We start from the raw sequence: 18,196 nt of genomic DNA on the forward strand, positions 1-18,196 counted from the left end.
AAAACGTTTTTATTGACTGCTTTATTGTATAAAATAACTATGAAAAATACACAGAATCAGCTACTTGCAATATATTTTACATGCGAATATATATGCTACTCCTGGAGCACACAGATTAAGGAATTTTCTTCTTTAATGACTTTGGCAAGACCTAGTTTTGTTAGCCCTTTTATTCCTTTGTCCCATCCTTTATTACTAAGTCCAGCAACTTCTTTTAATTCTCCTAAAGGCATATTTTTTTGCTTTTTAAGGATGTCAAAAATTGTCTTTTCGTTTTCACTAAGGTCCACAACTTTTTTCTCTGGTCTCATTTGCGGAAAGAAAAGCACTTCTTGGATAGATGCATTGTTGGTCATAAGCATAACCAAACGGTCTATGCCAATACCAATACCGCTAGTTGGAGGCATACCATATTCTAGGGCTCTTATAAAGTCTTGATCTATAAACATGGCCTCATCATCCCCTTTTTCTGAAAGTTTTAATTGATCCTCAAAACGTTCTCGTTGATCAATGGGGTCGTTTAACTCTGAATAGGCATTTGCTAGCTCTTTGCCGTTTACCATCAGTTCAAAACGTTCTGTTAGCGCAGGATTGCTCCTGTGTTCTTTGCACAATGGACTCATTTCTTTTGGATAATCGGTAATGAAGGTGGGTTGTATATAAAAATGCTCACATTTTTCACCAAAGATTTCATCAATCAATTTACCAACACCCATGGTATCATCAACTTCCAAACCTAGTTTTTTGGCAACATTTCGTAATTCTACTTCACCCATTCCAGCAACATCATGGCCTGTATGAATTTTTATAGCTTCCAAAATTGGGACTCTTGGATATGGTGCCTTAAATTCAATTTCATTTTCACCTACTGTTACTTTGGAGGTTCCATTAGCATCTATGGCCACTTTTTCCAATAATTGTTCTGTGGTATCCATCATCCAATTATAATCCTTGTAAGCAACATAAAGTTCCATTACTGTGAATTCTGGATTATGTGTACGGTCCATGCCCTCGTTCCTAAAATCCTTGGCAAATTCATATACCCCGTCAAAACCACCAACAATAAGACGTTTTAGATATAATTCATTGGCAATACGCAAATAAAGAGGAATATTCAGCGCATTATGATGTGTCATAAAAGGTCTTGCGGCAGCACCACCAGGAATTGGTTGTAGAATAGGTGTTTCTACCTCCAAATAATCCTTATCATTAAAAAATTGACGAATACTATTAGTGATTTTTGTACGCTTGATAAAGGTTTCCTTTACAGATGGGTTAACAACCAAATCTACATAACGCTGCCTGTAGCGTTGCTCTGGGTCATTAAATTCATCAAAAACATTACCATCTGCATCAACTTTAGGTAGAGGTAAAGGTCGTAGAGCTTTGCTCAATAAAGTAAATTGCTTTACCATAACGGTTTTCTCTCCAACTTTGGTGGTAAAAAGTTCCCCTTCAATTCCTATAATATCACCAATGTCAAGTAATTTCTTGTAGACATCGTTATAGTGAGTTTTATCCTCACCGGGACAAATTTCATCCCTATTAAAATAGACTTGAATGCGCCCATCACTGTCCTGCAACTCGGCAAAAGAGGCACTTCCTTGAATTCTTCTGGACATCAATCGACCAGAAATAACAACCTTCTTTCCCTCTACATACTGCTCCTTAATGTTTTTGGATGTTGTATTTAATGGGAATAATGCTGCTGGGTATGGGTTAATTCCCAATTCCCTTAGCTTATCCAGCTTTTCTCTTCTTACGATTTCTTGTTCCGACAATTGCATACCTAAAAAATTAAAGCGCAAAATTACACTTTTGCGCTTTAATTAAGTCAAGAGCCTTTAAAATTATTCGGACTTCATTGAATCTGAATAGTTTGGAGTATAAGCATTTTGATTGATGATTGTTAACATGTCCTTTTCTAAAGATTCTATGGGACTTTCAACAATTCTTCCTACTTCTTTTCCGTCTTTTAGAAAAATGAACGTGGGAACTCTTTTAACTTGTAGTCCCCATTCTTCACCTGTAGGGCTTGTTTTGTATAACCCTTTTCTTCTATCTAAAGCTACCATTTTAAAGTTGTCCATGGAAAAGTTTGCCTTGTTTAAAATTTTAAGAAATCTTGGCACTTCTCTTTTACTGTCTCCGCACCAGGTGCCCATAAAAAGTAAAATTTTATAAGAAGCTAATTTGTTTTTAAGCTTCTCAGTTGTAACCATATCCACATTGTATGCTTCATAATTGTTGTTGTACCAAGTTTTATAGGAGTCAGATTTTAAACCATCAACATCAATTTTTCCAATTAAAAATTGCCTGCCATCATCCATAAGGATTTCTTGATTTGTTTTCTGTGATAATAAGGGGTTACAACTAAGGATAAATGATGTAACTAATAATAGGATTTTCATAGAATATTTTTAAGGTTATGCTACCAAAATTCTATAAAAAGAAGTATTGAGATAAATAGTTTAGGGTTGAATTAAGGACTAGACCTAGGTTGAAATTGATTATAATTAAGAAAAAATACGCTTAATATCCTCTCTGGTAGTTGCATTCAGTTTTTTATAAAGGTTGTTGATATGTGACTTTACCGTACTTAGACTTATAAACATATCTGCAGCAATTTCTTTATTTGTTTTATTGTCTAATATTTGAGCCACTATTTTTTGTTCTTGCTGCGTTAATTTCTCAAGAGAATAATCTTTTTTTCTTTTGCCATATTTTCTTTGTTTTACAAAAAGTACAATATTTAGTATTAGAGAAAGACCCAAAAGCAATCCTAGAACCCATTTCCAATTTATGAATGAAGGGTTTTTAAAAGATACTAATTGTTTGTCAGCTGTAAGCTCTGTTTCATAAAGATGGGTAAAAAAAGTATTGGAATGTGTTGCATTTAATCTTTCTAAAAGTTCATCGTAATATAAATTGTTGGAAAGGTCATGCAGGTAATAATCATATGTTTCATTTCTTCTGTCAGATAAAAAATCATAGATATATAATTCAACCAGTGGTTCTTCTATTGTTTTTCCATATTCTTGAAATGTAGAAAACCATTTTTTTGAATTTAGTTTCCTATTGGCCTCACTTCTATAATCTGCAAAATCATATGCCATTTCTTCTTTCATGGCATCAATTTGTAGAAGGGCGTCAGATTTTGGGTTGGTTGAAGTGATATCACAAAGAACCTCTTGGCCAGATGTTTCTGGAAAGACAATGGTATCTAGGTTATTGGCTATGAACAAAATACTTTTGGTATTGCTGCATTGGCCAAAAAAGTGATTGGAATCCTTTTCCATATCAGGGCATTCATCTACATGAATCCTATATATTCTATTTTCTGATAAAAGATTTTTTCCTTCAAATTTGAAAAATCCCAAAGAGTCTGCCGTCGTCTTTTTAATAATCTGCTCTAAATAGGTTCTAGATAGTTTTCTATAATCTTCAATTATGGAAAGGTAAACTGTTTTGTTCTTCGTACTGGTTTCAACTTTACCTTCAAATGAGAATTGTCCATGAAGATTGCAAACTGTTATTAGAAAGATAAGTTGAACTAGATGTTTCATTTCTTTGATTGTGTGAAGCTAAATTTAAAGGTTTTTGTAACAAGTCTTGTAAATTTGCGTCAAATAAGTACATCAACCCGCCTGAACTATCGGGCAGGTCAAAAATCAAAAAAAAATGAGTTTCTGGAGAGTATTATTGGCAATTTTGTTTCCTCCCTTGTCGGTTATCGGAAAAGGTTGTGGTTCTTTTTTTATTGTACTACTTTTAACCTTTTGTGGATGGGTGCCCGGAATTATAGGAGCGCTTGTAATCCTAAATAACCCGAACTAAAATAATTATGAAAAAAGTATATGTATTGGTCGTGATGGTATTCGCGAGCCTTTTTATTGCCTGTAATTTTACCGAAGAGATTTTTTTTGAAGAAGATGGTTCTGGAAAAATATCCATAAATTTTGATGGTTCCGAACTTATGGAAATGGCGGGTGATGAAATTTCTAATAGCAATGAAAAAGCTATAGATTCAATAATTTCTTTTAAGGATTTTTTAGAAGAAAAGAAAGATAGTATAGCCACCTTGCCATTGGAAGATCAAGAAAAATTGAAAAAACTGGAACCATTTAATATGCACATGGTTATGAATCCAGAAACTAAGGAAATGAAGTTTGAGATGTACTCCCAGTTTAAAAAGATTAATGAAGTTGGTGATATGTTCAATACATTTCAGAATGCAAGTGCCTTAAACCCCGCTGCTGGTGACTCCAATGCCCAAAGTCCTTTTGGAAATGAAAAGCAGAGTACAGAAGTGAGTTATTCTTTTATAAAGAATACTTTTTCTAGAAAGGCCAAAATAGTTGATGAAGAACTGCATAAGCAAAGCTTGGATAGTTTAGCTGGCTCAGAAATGTTTCTGTCGGGCTCTTCTTATACTTTAAAATATCATTTTCCCAGACGAGTAAAATCATCCTCCATTGAGGAAGCTACTTATAGTGCCGATGGTAAAACTCTTATTTATGAGTTAGAGTTTTTGGAGTATATGAAAAATCCAGAGGCTTTGAACATAGAGGTAGAATTGGAAGATTAGATATGATTTTTTTATCAAAGACGACCACCTAGGAGCTAATCTTAGGTGGTCTTTGTATCTTTGTATTCTATGAACAAAAAGCTTGTTTTACAGGATTTAGGTCATAAAGACTATAAAGAAACTTGGGACTATCAAGAAAAACTCTTCCAAGAGACTTTGAACATAAAAATTAAGAATAGAAGGGAAGATGACCAAGTGCCAACTCCCAACCATTTTTTGTTTGTAGAACACCCCCATGTGTACACTTTAGGAAAGAGTGGAGATATTTCTAATTTGTTAGCAAATGAGGAACAGCTAGCCAAAAAAGGTGCTACTTTTTATAAAATAAATAGAGGCGGAGATATTACCTATCATGGCCCTGGTCAAATTGTTGGTTATCCCATTCTGGATTTAGACAATTTCTTTACAGATATTCATAAATACCTGCGGTATTTAGAGGAAATGGTAATATTGACCCTAGCGGAGTATGGCCTTAAAGCGGACCGTTCCAAAGGGGAAACAGGAGTTTGGTTAGATGTTGGAACCCCTTTTGCTCGTAAAATATGCGCTATGGGCGTACGAGCCAGCAGATGGGTTACCATGCATGGTTTTGCACTCAATGTAAATACCGATTTAGGTTATTTTGATATGATGATTCCCTGTGGAATTAAAAACAAGGCTGTTACCTCTCTAAATGTGGAACTAAATAAGCAAGAAATCTCCGAAGCTGAGGTTAAAGAAAAACTATTGAAGCATTTCTGTAATTTATTTGAAGCAGAAATTATAAAACAAAAAACCGAAGCCTAGACTTCGGTTTTTTGTTTTATAGAATAATGAGCTATTATTTACTAAATTCAGTTAATACGCTACTGGACATTAATTTCCCGTTTTGATTATAACTTTCTTGTTTTACCATGCCTATACCTTCAGCCAACCATAATCTATTGGGAAAGGTTTTGTTCATCATAGTCATTTTTGTTATGTTTTCACTGTATATAACATAACAGTCAAAAGTACCAGCCGGAGTAGTAACAGATTCTTTTTTCTCAACCTTTCTATTAACGGTATCTACATTCATTTTCATATTCATACCTCCCATATCTATTTTTAAGGCTACATTGGCATCTTCTAATTCTTGACCAACACCTAGGCTATTTGGTAATTCTATATTAGTGCCAGTAACTTCCATTTCCATGTCTTTGAATTGGGAAAGCATTTGGTCGGAAATCAGGGATTGATAATCAATCTTAACTATATTGTCAGAACAGCTGAACCCATAATCAGTAGCATAGATTTCTTTACCCTTTTGATCTAAAAGATTCATGCTCATTGTAGCACTGGTTCCAGAACCGCTAGAAGAAACATTTGTAATTGAATAATTGATTTTACCCTCTTCTTTCCCCTTTTTTCCATAATTGGTGTATTGAAAAGTTGCCCCTTCTACCATTGGATAATACGTGCTACAACTATCTTGTGCTTTGGTTCCAAGAACAAAAAGAAATACAGATGCTAAGAATATTATTTTATTTTTCATACTGTGCTATTTAGATTTTTATAAATTCTACTCTTCTATTTTGTGCTTTACCATCTGGCGTGTCATTTTCTGCAACAGGCTCAGATTCGCCTTTACCTTCTGCTTGTAAGCGATTAGCAGATACGGCATAAACTTGTATGAGTGCATTTTTAACGGCCTCTGCACGACTTTTGGAAAGCTTCATGTTTACATCATCTCCTCCATCAGAATCTGTATGCCCAACAATTTTTAGATTGATGCTGTTATCTTGTTCCAACACTTGATATATTTGACGGATGATTCCCATGGATTCTGGTTTTATGTTTGCAGAGCCAGAATCAAACAAAATTCCGTTTGTGGATATTTTACCTTCGGCAATCAACTTTCGTCTAAGATCTACTCCACCTTCAGCAATTTTTAAATTGGTAATGAAGATACGTTCCACACCATCCTTAAAGTTGTTCATATGGAATTTAAGAGTGTGCAAAATTCCTCCAGAAGGAACCATTTTAGGAACATCTGCATACTTTACTTCATTTACCCATATTCTATATCTTTCTTTATTTACGGCAATGGAAATATGCGGTCTGTTCAAAACTTCATTCCTAATATCCGCCTTGATAGTACTGTATATTTCTCTTTTGTTGTTTTTTCTGTTTTCAACTGTAATACCTATTGGAGAATATTGACAAAAAGGAATATGTGCTTGTGCAAAATTTGCTCCCTCACTAAATTTGTAGTTATCACTTAAATCAACTCGTAGATGGGCGGTAGAAGATGTTTGTCTACTAAGACCTACCGCTTCAACATCAAACTCAATAGTATAATCTTCTGGAAGTTGCGGTACATTGGGAATAAAAAAAAGATTGTACCCAGATTTCAATTCAAACCATTTTTCAGAAGATTCACCTAGTGTTACTACTTCTCCCCCGGCATTGGTGTTCCATTTAGACGGAAAGTCTCCTATAAAGTCGGCTGAAAAATCATCAAAAAATAAGGGTTTGTCACCAGGGACAAAATCAAATTTGCTGTATACCGTAAGGGATTTAGGTTCATTTGATGTGTTGGTGTTTGATTCACCACTATTTCCATTTCCAGATTGTGAAGTTGGTGTGGGAGTGTTGGATTCGCCAGAAGTTGGACTTGGGGCTTGTGGTTGTTTCTGTTTGGAACCTGGTTCTAAAATACTGTCCAATGCCTTGTCCGTTTTTTTGGAAGACTCTTCTTCTACTCTTCTTTCAATAGTTCTTTCCGCAGCTTCTTGTGCTTTTTTACCTAATTTTTTTAAAAACTGGGCGTTGGCACTTCCGCAAAAAAGAAGTATAAAAAAAAGGCCCATAAAAAATTTCAAGGGCATGTTTAAAGTTTTCATAATCATGTAATTATAGTGTTTTATAAGATTTTGAATGTACAAAAAATTGTTCTATTTAAAAGTACGAAAATGGCTATGCTATAATGAAGAAATTTGTATATGTTGTAGAGATTAATGTGTTGTTGGATAAAACGCCTATGTCAATTCATTTTATAGACTATGATGGAGTTTTCCAAGTCTTTGGCTACCAATTCTAACTTTTGGTCATTATCCATGTCTGTTAAATCTATTATGGAGTTACCATACACAGGGAAATTTGGAATGGCTTTAGCCTGGCTATCAAAAAGATATATTTTTTGATTTTGAATATCAGTTACAGAAACATATATTTTGTCATAAATGTAGAAGATTTTGGGAATGGTATATACGCCAAGTTCCAATTCTACTTTCTTGCCTTTTATACTCAAAACATTATCGTTCATAACAACCAAAGTATTGCTGGTAGCATCAATTCCATGGTCTTGATTTAAGTTAAAATTAACTCTGGAAATTTTACCCTTTTCATCTATTTGCGTCAGAATCCCTTTTTTGTCTGTTAAGGTGAACTTATTTTTGTAGAGATAAATATCGTTATTGGAAAAATCAATTTTATCAGTCACTTTAACTCTGTCCTTGCCCACTCTGTTAAGAATTTTTAATGTATTGTCATTAAGCATAAAAGCCAAATAATCCTTTTTTCCTATTACAAAATGTTTTGGGGTATTCATTATTTGCGAACTGGCATCAGTATAGGTAAAACCATCAACAATATTTCCTTTTCCATTATACATAAAAACTTTGGCTCCTTGGGTAACCACAAAACGGTAATTCTTTTTTTTCTCATAGTCAAAAACCGCCAAAGAATTTAAGTTACCCCCTTCATAAGTTTTATTAAAAGGCTCAACTTCTTTTCCATTTCTATCCAAAATTAAAAATTGGGTGTTGGTAGTAAATGCCAATTGTTGTCTACCATTTTTATAAATATCTACTTGCTCAATTTTGCCCACTATTTTTGAATTCAACTGTTTTTTCCATAGAACTTTCCCTTCGGTAGATATTAAGTACAGATTATTATCTACATCTTGTACCACTACTTCTTTTTTATTTGTCCTGTGGTTGGTAACGAACTGGGGATTAGTTGCTAAATCTGCATCTAGTTGTACAGTAAAAAGAGGAGAGGTTGAGTTGGATGTGACTTGTTTTTCAATTTTTTGAGCAATTACAGAAGTATGATAAAAATTGTTATCCGTTACCAATTGACCTGCGAAAACATATTTAGATAAACCAGACTTTTTAATATTTGCAACCAATGTGCTAGAAAAGTCACTTTCAAGAAAATTCTCTACTCCTTTAGAATTGGAAATAAACTGGATAGTAGATTCCTCGGCCAATTCATTTTGGGAAGCAATGTAAACAGCGCTTTTGTCAAAAGTTGCCCCATTTTTATAATTGCTAATGATAATTTGCAAGGCTTCTCTATCTTCAGCAAACAAAAATGAATTGTCTATAATAGAGAAGTATTTAGAGGAAAAGTCTTGAATAATGGGATTGAAATAGTCGCTCAAAAATGTTGAGGAGCTTAATTCTGATATTTCATTTCCTTGATAATCAATACTTTCTTTTTTGTTCTGGTTCAAAAATTGATTTAAATTCTCCGAACCATAAGTTTTTAAAACAATAGCTTTTTTAGAGTTTATAAAAAGAAAACCAATTTCCTCAACAGTATTGAAAATTGTATCTACGGGAGTGGAACGGTCTAGGTACTTTTGTTGATTTTTAGCAAATTGACTGTAATCATCAAAAGTATAAGAAAGAATGGCGTTAGAATTCAATGGAGCTAATTGAGGGGTTGTTGGAGCTAAGGGATTGGTGTTCTTAAAAAGGTTGATAAAATGATTTAAAGAATCATTGGCAACACTAATACCATTAAAACCAATTTGATTTTGACCTGTTTTAAGGTCCATGGAAATCCAATCAGAAAACTTCGATATTTTTAATTTAGAATTTCCCGATAATTTTGAAGCAATAACGGCATCGCTATATTTTGTGTTGATGAATATGGTTGCAGATTTATTTTTAGCGGATATTTTATATAATTTTTGTAATGTTTTGGGAGTTTTAATTTCTTTTAAAGAACGCATTAAATTTTCTAGAACCAGTTGAGATGAACATAGAATAATTTTATCATCTTGCTTAAAACTAAAAAAAGTATTTCCATCTAACACATATTTATCATAACTCTTATTTTCATAACTAAAGGTTTCAGAAGTTAAGTTTTGAGTATTGTCCAATTTAAAAAAGTCGGGGTTGGTATTTGATACATAGACAAATTCAAAATTCTCTTTTCCTATTTCAACAAAACCCAATAGACCTTCCGAACTTGGAGAAATATTATCTAAACCTTTGATTTTATTGTGAACGGATTTAAAAACTTGCGTTTGTTCCAGTTCTTTTAAAAAGGAGTTGTTTTTCAACTCACTTTTAAAAGCTTGGTGGTCATTTATTTTAATAAGAATGGCTGTTTCTTTTGGAATGAAATTAAGTAAAGATGTAACATTGTTTTTTTGCTCTTTACAGCTAAGAACTAATACAAAAACAAAAATGAAGGGTATTCTAAATTTCATTCTGATGGGTTTCCTACAAATTTATGATTTTAAATGTCCAATTTTAATTGTTCTGGTAATTGTCTAAAACTTTTTCGGTGGTATTTGGTTATTCCGTATTCCCTAATTGCCTGGCGGTGTTCCTTTGTTGGGTATCCTTTATTTTTTTTCCAATTGTACATAGGAAATTCCAAATGTATTTTCTCCATATACTCATCCCTATATGTTTTTGCAAGAACCGATGCGGCGGCAATGCTCATAAATTTGCTATCTCCTTTCACAATGCACTCATAAGGCACGTTGTTATAAGGTTTAAACCTATTGCCATCAACAATAATAAATTTAGGTTCCATGTTTATTTGTGAAATAGCCTTTTGCATGGCTAAAATGGAGGCATTAAGAATATTGATTTTGTCAATTTCTTCTGGATATATATGGGCTACACCAAAGCTTTGAGATTCAGTTTCAATAAAAGGGCGAAGTAAATCTCTTTTTTTCTCTGATAACTGTTTAGAATCGTTAAGCAAAACATTCTTAAAATTCTCGGGCAAAATAACTGCTGCTGCAGTAACAGGTCCAGCTAAGCAACCTCGTCCAGCTTCATCTGTTCCTACTTCATCAAAAAAATGCAAATAATTCTTTAAACCCATTATATGCCTAATTATAGAATAAGCAAGATGGTAATTTTTAGAGAATTAATTAACTCTGAACTCAAAAATTTCAGATTGGCTCGTATTTCCTTGACTATCCGTAGTAATCACTCTCCAATAATAGATTTCACCAGAAACAACAGTTGCATCCAAGGTCGTAGTTGTTACTGATCCCAAGGAGGTTATTGGCGTTTCATCTGTTCCAAAAAACACTTCGTATTCCTCAATATCATCATCAACATCACTTCCAGTCCATTCTAATGTAACAGTCGTTGTAGTTGCTATAGTTTCTCCTCTCTTAGGATTTACAACATCAGCTGGGAAAGGAGCATAATTTTCTATACCAGGCCCCTGATTGTAAAACTTTGCTTTTGTACTTGATGCTGTAACGTTTGTCCCGTCTGCTTTGGAAACAACAAACCATTCATAAGGAGTTCCTCTTGAGATAACTACTAAAGCCTCAGTTCCAGTTTCTGTAACCCTTTGTGTACTATTCGTATTGAGATTAGTGATATTTACCTCATAACTGTCCGTGTTTTGAGATGCATTCCATTCAAAAGTAACTTCGCTTTGCGTATCACTTACAACAGTTCCTTCATTACATTCAGTATTGTCTTGGGGAAATACCAAAGTTGTAGCTGTAGGGTCGGCAACTGGTGGAGGGGGTGGGGGCGTATCATCGCCTTCGGAACCACCTCCGCCACAGGATAACAAGAAAAATACTGCTAAAAATGCTACTTTATGTATATGTTTCATTTTCTTATTATTTTATAGTTTGTTAAAGTATTATCAGTTTTTACATTGAGTAAATAAACACCGTGTGGCAAAGAATCCACATTGAATTTAATTTTATTATCAATAACGTTTTGTGGTTTACTAAAAATAGTAGTACCATTTATAGAATAGAGAGAAAGCTCTACCTTATTCTGATTTCTATCACCTAAATAAATGGTCATTTCACCACTCTCAATTGGATTTGGATATATGAGCATATCCGAATTTAAAACAATGGTTTCCTTATAAACTCCTTGACAATCTTTATCTGTTCTTACAGAAAGTATATTTTCTACTTTGGAAAGAGGTAGGGTTATCTCGTTTTCTGAGGTTCTATACGTTTCATTGTTCAGATTGATGATATAATTTTTACCGCCTTCTAGATTTATAATCACTTCATTTTTTAATGAACTTACTTTGGATGAGACAGAAAGAGCTTCAGGTTGACCAATAACAATATCCCTGCAACTTTCATATGCTGTTTGCCCTTCAACAGTAAAACATAGTGTATATGTTCCAGCTGACAAATTCTCAAACACCGTAGTATCTGTAAAAGTATTTGCAACATCTGTAACACCATCTGATAATGTAGCCGTATAATTTAAAGCTTCAATTGCTTCAATCTGAATGCTGCCATTATTACTACTAAAGCATGACTCTCCAATAGTAAGAATCGTAAAATTAGTTACAGGAAGAGAAAATATTATACACCCATCTACATCCACAACAGAATCTAGAGGTGTGTCCGCACATAAATCCAAATCATTGGGAACACCATCATTATCTATGTCATCATCACAAATATCTCCTATGCCATCTCCATCAAAATCTTCTTGCCCAGGATTGGCCACTAAAGGACAATTATCATTAATGCCCAAGATACCATCCCCATCATCGTCATCATCGCAGGCATCTCCTTCTCCGTCACCATCTGTATCCAGTTGATTGGCATTAGCACTTAAAGGGCAATTATCATCTATATCTAACACACCATCATTGTCATCGTCATCATCGTCTTGGAATCCTTCCACTACAAAATCATCAATAACAACCCCTTCTTGGTTGACAAAGGGATCGGAATGAAATACGATTCTAAATATTACATTGGGTTCATTGGTCAAGTCAACTTCACCATTGTTTGCATTGGCCGTGAAATCATAGGCGTATTCGGTAAGGGTTTCATTGGTGCCCGTCCATTGAGCGCCAGGGCAGTTTTGGCAATCATCATCATCACCAGAACTGATGTTGGTTCTATCACTGGTGTACCAATTGGGTTGACTATTTATATTGCCCAAAACATTCCATGTACCACCATTATCAATAGAATATTGCACATATACTATATCCCAATTTTCTTCTAGGTCATAAGCCATATTAAATTTAAGTACTGGGGCCAGAATATTGGACATTTCATAACAATTGCTCATCAAAATCCCTTTGGTTCCATCTGGATGGTTACCATTCAAGATAGTGGCATAGACGTTAGTTCCAGAGCCAGCCTCATTAAGAAGCGTTCCTGTTGGCACGCCTTTTTCCCAAACGCTGTTGTCCTCATCTCCTTCATTATAAGCGATAAGGGTTTCATCGACAGTTTCAAAGGTGTTTATTGTGCCACCCAAACCAAATTCATTATGGAAAAAAAAGGTGCTCAATGAATTATTGTCTGAAAATGCATCGTTAGCGGTACTTATAGCCACATCCAACACTATTTTTCCAAATTCTGTAATGTCTAGAATGCCCAAGTCAACTTGCGTTGTCCCTCCAGAGTCCAATGTACCTGTCCAATTTACTAGCTGATCAGGACCTCCATTTAGGGTGTATGTCACTGTAATCTCTGTGACTGGATTAAGACCTGTGTTTTCTACCACAATTTCGGAACCCATCTGTCCACAAAATACAGAACTCCCTTCAGGAGTCAATGAAATCAATCTAATATCTGTATCGGGTACTTGAACAGGTATGGGAGATTGCCACACACCCCTTCCATAAGTCGAGGCGGTTATGATTTCATCATCCAGATTAATTTCCAAATCACCTACAGCCGTGCTTGGCAAACCTGTAAAATAGTCTTCCCATTCTGTTAGGGTATCATCCAGCCTATACACACCCAAACTGGTGGCCACAAATATGGGGTTGTTCGTATGCCTTCCCTGATGTACTATAGCAAAATACGCCTGGTCAGTTGGAAGGTTGTAAGTGATATCTTCTACAGTTGTATTGGTTCCATCCGTAGTGACCTTAAAAACACCTCTTTGACTTGGTTGGGAATAATTGGCGGAACCTATTCTGTTGGAAGTAACAACGTAAATAATGTCACTGTCATTATTGTTGATTGCAATGTCCGCAATTTCCGAATCAAACTCTGGAAGAAAAGAAAAAGATGTACCCCCATTATCACTTCTAAACACATAACTGTTATCTGCTGCATATACAATCATAGGATTGTTTGGATCTATTTCCAAGTCTTCTATGTTTCCATTGCTAAATCCATTGGACCATCTTTCCCATCCGTTACCTACTAGTTTATACACGTAGTCATACCCTGCAAAAACTTCACCATTACTGTTAATTGCCAATGGTGTAATCCAATTTCCTTGACTGGCATCAGGAGGAGCACCTACTGAGGTTAAAGATTCTCCTGAGTTTAATGAAACAAACAAGTATTGCCCAAACTGTATAAAGCCATATAAAAGATTATCGTTTACAGGGTCTATAACATTATCCATTCCATCTCCACCGTGATAGGCATTCCAAGAACTATTGTTATATACAAAACCTCCATTGTCCTGCAACCCACCAATTATTTTATTTGAGTTTTGCTGAGAAACTGATATTCTATAAAATTGACTAATATTCATACCGCCGGTATAATCGGTAAAAGAGGTCCCACCATCTTCAGATACATAAATGCCTCCATCACTCCCACAGAAAAGCTTATTCCCAAAAATCTTAAGCGTATGTATGTCAGCATGGGAATATGCTTGGTCATTTATAAACCATTCATTCAATTTGGTAAATGAATCCCCGCCAGTACTACTTTTCCAAATATTTAAGCATCCAACATACAGTTCATTTTCGTCTGTTGGGGAGACTTCTATGGCTAAATCAAACCAAGCTTGGTTTGATTCCATAATATTTGTTGTGTTTGGGCTTTCTATAAAAGTTGTTCCGCCGTCTACAGACTTGTACAAGCCTTGGTATGTATATTGATTCAATGGAGTATCAGCACTTAAAATATATAGTATTTCTGAATTAGCAGGAGTAACGCCTAAAACCAATCTTCCAGAAGAACCAGGAAGAATATCTGTAATTTCGGTGAAATCGTCACCGTTGTTTAAGGACCTATAATATTTGCTATCAGTGACCGCATAAATAACGGAGCTGTTTCCTGGTTTAAGTTTAAAATCCTTAATACCACCGCCTAACATAATTTCCCAATCAACACCACCATTAATGGATTTATATAGTCCAACAGAAGTTCCTACCCAAATTATATTGGAATTTAAGGGGTCTATAACAATTTCGTTCATTAAGGTATTAACTATTGTATTGCCTGGATTTAGCCCTGTTTCGTCCCAACTTAAACCACCATTTGTTGATTTAAAAACTCCAACACTATAAGAATCGGCAGCATCATCATCTCCTGTAGCTATATATATGGTATTGGAATCATTTGAATCAATGGCAATCCCGGATACTCCAATTTGAGGAAAATTATCAAACAAATTATTCCATGTTGCCCCCGCATCTATAGATTTCCATAAGCCTCCTGCTGGAGCACCTACGTACCATATATTTTCATCGTTTGGGTCAACGGCAACGGCATTTATTCTCCCCTGTCCTGGTAGTTGTTGTGGATGGGTTCCAGCAGTTACGGGGCCTACTTCTATCCAAGAACTAATAGGGTTTACCTCCATGTTAAAAACATTATTTTCCTTATTTTTCCATGCGTTCCATAATTCTTTGGATGAAGGAATATAACCGTCTTTGTTTGCAAAATTCATCCAATAATTTTCCCATCTCATATAGGGTTTATATCCACTTCCTTTTTTAGAGGAATCCTTTCCAGACCAATAGTTGTGAAAGGCTTCTGATATTTCGTAAATGGAATAGATGTCACTTGTGGATTTGGAAGTTGTGGATTTATTTTTTTCAAGATCTTTCATCCATGGAGCATCTTTATTGTATTGAGCAAAAGAGAAAGAACTTATAAAAAAGAAACTTAAAAGTAGTTTTCTTAACATTTCTGTATTTTTTGTAAATATGCTGAATATTATAACAATATTCAATTTTTTTTGTTCAACAGATGTCCGCTCATATAATTATGTTGAGATAAAATAAGATTGTTTTCAATGATTTTTCTAGACTAATTTTCTATGAAAACTTTCACATTTAGTTAAGGTCAAAAAAAGTAACTTTGCCTTCGTAATTATATAGAATGAAATATTTCCTTTTAGTATTCATAGCATTTTTTAGCTCTACCTTGCTTGCTCAAAAAGATTCCATCCCACCAACAAGAGAATTAGATTCTGTTATTGTTGGGCAAAAAGAAGAAGAAAGATTAAAGAAAAAAATTGACACGGCCCAAGATACGGTAGCAATTACAGTCAAAGACTATAAGATAATTTCGTTTGCAAGAGATACCACATTTTTAGATACAACCCTTACTATATATAAAGAATACAAATATAACTACTTAAGAAGGGACGATTTTGAATTGATGCCATTTGCCAATGTAGGGCAGCCATATAATAAGCTTGGTGTAGATTTTGAACAGGGAATGTTTTACCCAACCATAGGAGCAAGGGCTAAAAATTTAAATTATAGAGAAGTAGAGGATATTAAATATTATAATGTCCCTACGCCTATGACGGATATCTTTTTCAAAACCACTTTTGAACAAGGGCAAATATTAGATGCTTTGCTTACCTTCAATACTTCGAGAAGACTCAATTTCTCAATGGGTTATAAAGGGTTTAGGTCTTTGGGGAAATATTTAAGGAACCAAACTGAATCTGGTAATTTTATATTTACAAGTAGTTATATTACCCAGAATGGAAAATATCAACTTAGAGCACATATAGCCGCTCAGGACATTATAGGTCAAGAAAATGGAGGGTTGTCTAATAAAGAAGAACAGTTTGAGTCTGGTGATGAACAATTTAAAGATAGATCACGAGTAGATGTTGTTTTCTCTAATGGGCAGAACAAGATTTTAGGAAAAAGATATTTCTTAGACCATCAATACAATTTTACAAAAAGAAAAAAAGACTCCTTGTCTGTTGGTTCAACCTCTCTAGCTGTTGGTCATCAGTTTAATTATGAAACCAAATATTACCAATATCAGTACCAAGTACAATCATCATTGCTTCATATTTACGGAGAATCTTTTTTAAATCCAATTAATGACAAGGCAACCTTAAAATCGATGCACAATCAATTTAATATGTCTTTTTTTAATAAGACTTTAGGTAGTCTAAAGGCTCGGTTAGATAATTATAGTTATAACTATTTTTTTAACAGTATTTTGGTGACGAATGAAGGGGAAATTCAAAACAAACTGAAAGGAGATGAGGTTCTAATTGGTGGAGACTATTCCAAGAAGATAGGTAAATTTAATGTAAAAGGTAGTCTAACACAAAATGTATCAGGTAGTCTTACAGGGAATTTACTAGACGCCTCAATGTCTTACACAATTAAAGATAAACACACTGTTAAAGTGGCAATTCACTCATCTTCTAGAATGCCTAATTATAATTTTCTTTTATATCAGAGTGATTATTTAAACTATAACTGGCAGAATACATCAAATTTCGAAAAGCAAAAAATAAATAGCCTGCAGTTTAATTTTGAGTCTCCTTTGTGGGGTAATTTAAAGGCTAAGTATAGCACAATTGATAATTATACGTATTTCTCTTCATTGGCAACAGATGAGGAAATTGAAGCTGGTGAGGAAAAAGCGTTTATAAAGCCTTTTCAGGAGAATAATGCGATTGATTATATCAAAATAAAATACAATAAGGAGTTTAGGCTTGGTAGGTTTGCATTAAATAATACAATAATGTATCAAAATGTATCCCAAACTAACAATGTTCTCAATGTGCCTGAATTGGTAACGCGAAATACATTGTACTATTCTAATGATGTATTTAAAAAGGCCATGTATTTACAGACTGGAGTTACTTTTAAGTACTTTACACCTTATAATATGGATGCATATAATCCGGTTTTGGGAGAATTCTATATTCAAAATAAGGAAGACTTGGGAGGTTATCCTTTACTAGACTTCTTTATCAATGCTAAAATAAGACAGACCAGAGTATACCTAAAAGCAGAGCACATTAATACTATATTCTCTAAAGAGTATAATTATTACTCAGCACCAAATTACCCTTACCGTGATTTTGTTATTCGTTTTGGATTGGTATGGAACTTCTTCTCCTAGATTGCTCTATTTTTTAATGTAAAACATCATTTTTTTCTTTTTTTAAATCTGCATTTAGCTGATTGTAAACTTTTTGAGGAGATATAAGCCGCATTAGGTTAACCTCAAAAATGATAAATAAGCTTTTTTATAGAAAAATATTTAGTTATAACATATTGATTGTCAGTATATTTAAGTATTTTTTTTAATCAAAGTTAAAAAAAAGCTTTGAAGTATTGTGAGAGATAAAAAAGGGTGTTATATTTGCACCCGCTTTGAGGGTCAAGGGATTGATTTTTTGGAGTTAGAGGAAT

13 protein-coding genes are annotated in these 18,196 nt (G+C 34.2%); 4 read left to right on the forward strand and 9 right to left on the reverse strand.

The genetic code is table 11. The features are described from left to right. Positions 1-95 precede the first annotated feature (95 nt). The 3 genes from lysS to AC000W_RS13725 all read right to left on the reverse strand — a co-directional run bounded on the left by lysS (position 96) and on the right by AC000W_RS13725 (position 3,566). Positions 96-1,787: a lysine--tRNA ligase gene (gene lysS / locus AC000W_RS13715; protein WP_474749095.1), complete on the reverse strand. Its 1,692-nt coding sequence runs from the start codon at positions 1,785-1,787 to the stop codon at positions 96-98. 63 nt (positions 1,788-1,850) lie between these two features. Further along, positions 1,851-2,411, reverse strand: a complete 561-nt coding sequence (locus AC000W_RS13720) for a thioredoxin family protein (RefSeq protein WP_474749096.1) — start codon at positions 2,409-2,411, stop codon at positions 1,851-1,853. A gap of 105 nt (positions 2,412-2,516) precedes the next feature. After that, a complete protein-coding gene (locus AC000W_RS13725) occupies positions 2,517-3,566 on the reverse strand; it encodes a helix-turn-helix domain-containing protein (RefSeq protein ID WP_474749098.1) in 1,050 nt (349 codons plus the stop codon). A gap of 115 nt (positions 3,567-3,681) precedes the next feature. On the opposite strand from AC000W_RS13725, the gene AC000W_RS13730 reads away from it, so the two are divergent. The 3 genes from AC000W_RS13730 (at position 3,682) to lipB (ending at position 5,374) form a co-directional block, all read left to right on the forward strand. Further along, positions 3,682-3,837 carry a YqaE/Pmp3 family membrane protein gene (locus AC000W_RS13730; protein ID WP_167966462.1) on the forward strand — a complete coding sequence of 52 codons (156 nt, stop codon included), beginning with the start codon at positions 3,682-3,684 and terminating at the stop codon, positions 3,835-3,837. Between the two features lie 7 nt (positions 3,838-3,844). Further along, complete coding sequence (locus tag AC000W_RS13735; protein WP_474749099.1) at positions 3,845-4,588, forward strand: hypothetical protein; 744 nt, start codon at positions 3,845-3,847, stop codon at positions 4,586-4,588. A 69-nt stretch (positions 4,589-4,657) separates the two neighbouring features. Next, complete coding sequence (gene lipB, locus AC000W_RS13740; RefSeq protein WP_474749100.1) at positions 4,658-5,374, forward strand: lipoyl(octanoyl) transferase LipB; 717 nt, start codon at positions 4,658-4,660, stop codon at positions 5,372-5,374. Between the two features lie 34 nt (positions 5,375-5,408). Here lipB and AC000W_RS13745 read toward each other — a convergent pair whose 3' ends face one another. The 6 genes from AC000W_RS13745 to AC000W_RS13770 form a co-directional block, all read right to left on the reverse strand. After that, positions 5,409-6,101 carry a TapB family protein gene (locus AC000W_RS13745; RefSeq protein WP_474749102.1) on the reverse strand — a complete coding sequence of 231 codons (693 nt, stop codon included), beginning with the start codon at positions 6,099-6,101 and terminating at the stop codon, positions 5,409-5,411. 10 nt (positions 6,102-6,111) lie between these two features. After that, positions 6,112-7,452 (reverse strand): OmpA family protein, encoded by a 1,341-nt coding sequence (locus tag AC000W_RS13750; protein WP_474749103.1) that lies wholly within the window; start codon positions 7,450-7,452, stop codon positions 6,112-6,114. 140 nt (positions 7,453-7,592) lie between these two features. After that, positions 7,593-10,055 (reverse strand): ribonuclease HII, encoded by a 2,463-nt coding sequence (locus AC000W_RS13755; RefSeq protein ID WP_474749104.1) that lies wholly within the window; start codon positions 10,053-10,055, stop codon positions 7,593-7,595. A 29-nt stretch (positions 10,056-10,084) separates the two neighbouring features. After that, positions 10,085-10,684: a ribonuclease HII gene (locus tag AC000W_RS13760; RefSeq protein ID WP_474749106.1), complete on the reverse strand. Its 600-nt coding sequence runs from the start codon at positions 10,682-10,684 to the stop codon at positions 10,085-10,087. 45 nt (positions 10,685-10,729) lie between these two features. Continuing rightward, complete coding sequence (locus AC000W_RS13765; RefSeq protein ID WP_474749107.1) at positions 10,730-11,440, reverse strand: hypothetical protein; 711 nt, start codon at positions 11,438-11,440, stop codon at positions 10,730-10,732. Then, positions 11,437-15,702, reverse strand: a complete 4,266-nt coding sequence (locus tag AC000W_RS13770) for a T9SS type A sorting domain-containing protein (protein WP_474749108.1) — start codon at positions 15,700-15,702, stop codon at positions 11,437-11,439. Before AC000W_RS13770 ends, AC000W_RS13765 begins: the two co-directional genes overlap by 4 nt. Before the next feature lie 194 nt (positions 15,703-15,896). Here AC000W_RS13770 and AC000W_RS13775 point away from each other — a divergent pair, with 194 nt between their 5' ends. Continuing rightward, complete coding sequence (locus AC000W_RS13775; RefSeq protein ID WP_474749110.1) at positions 15,897-17,903, forward strand: putative porin; 2,007 nt, start codon at positions 15,897-15,899, stop codon at positions 17,901-17,903. The last annotated feature ends 293 nt before the right edge of the window (positions 17,904-18,196 follow it).

Source organism: Saonia sp., from assembly GCF_056326165.1.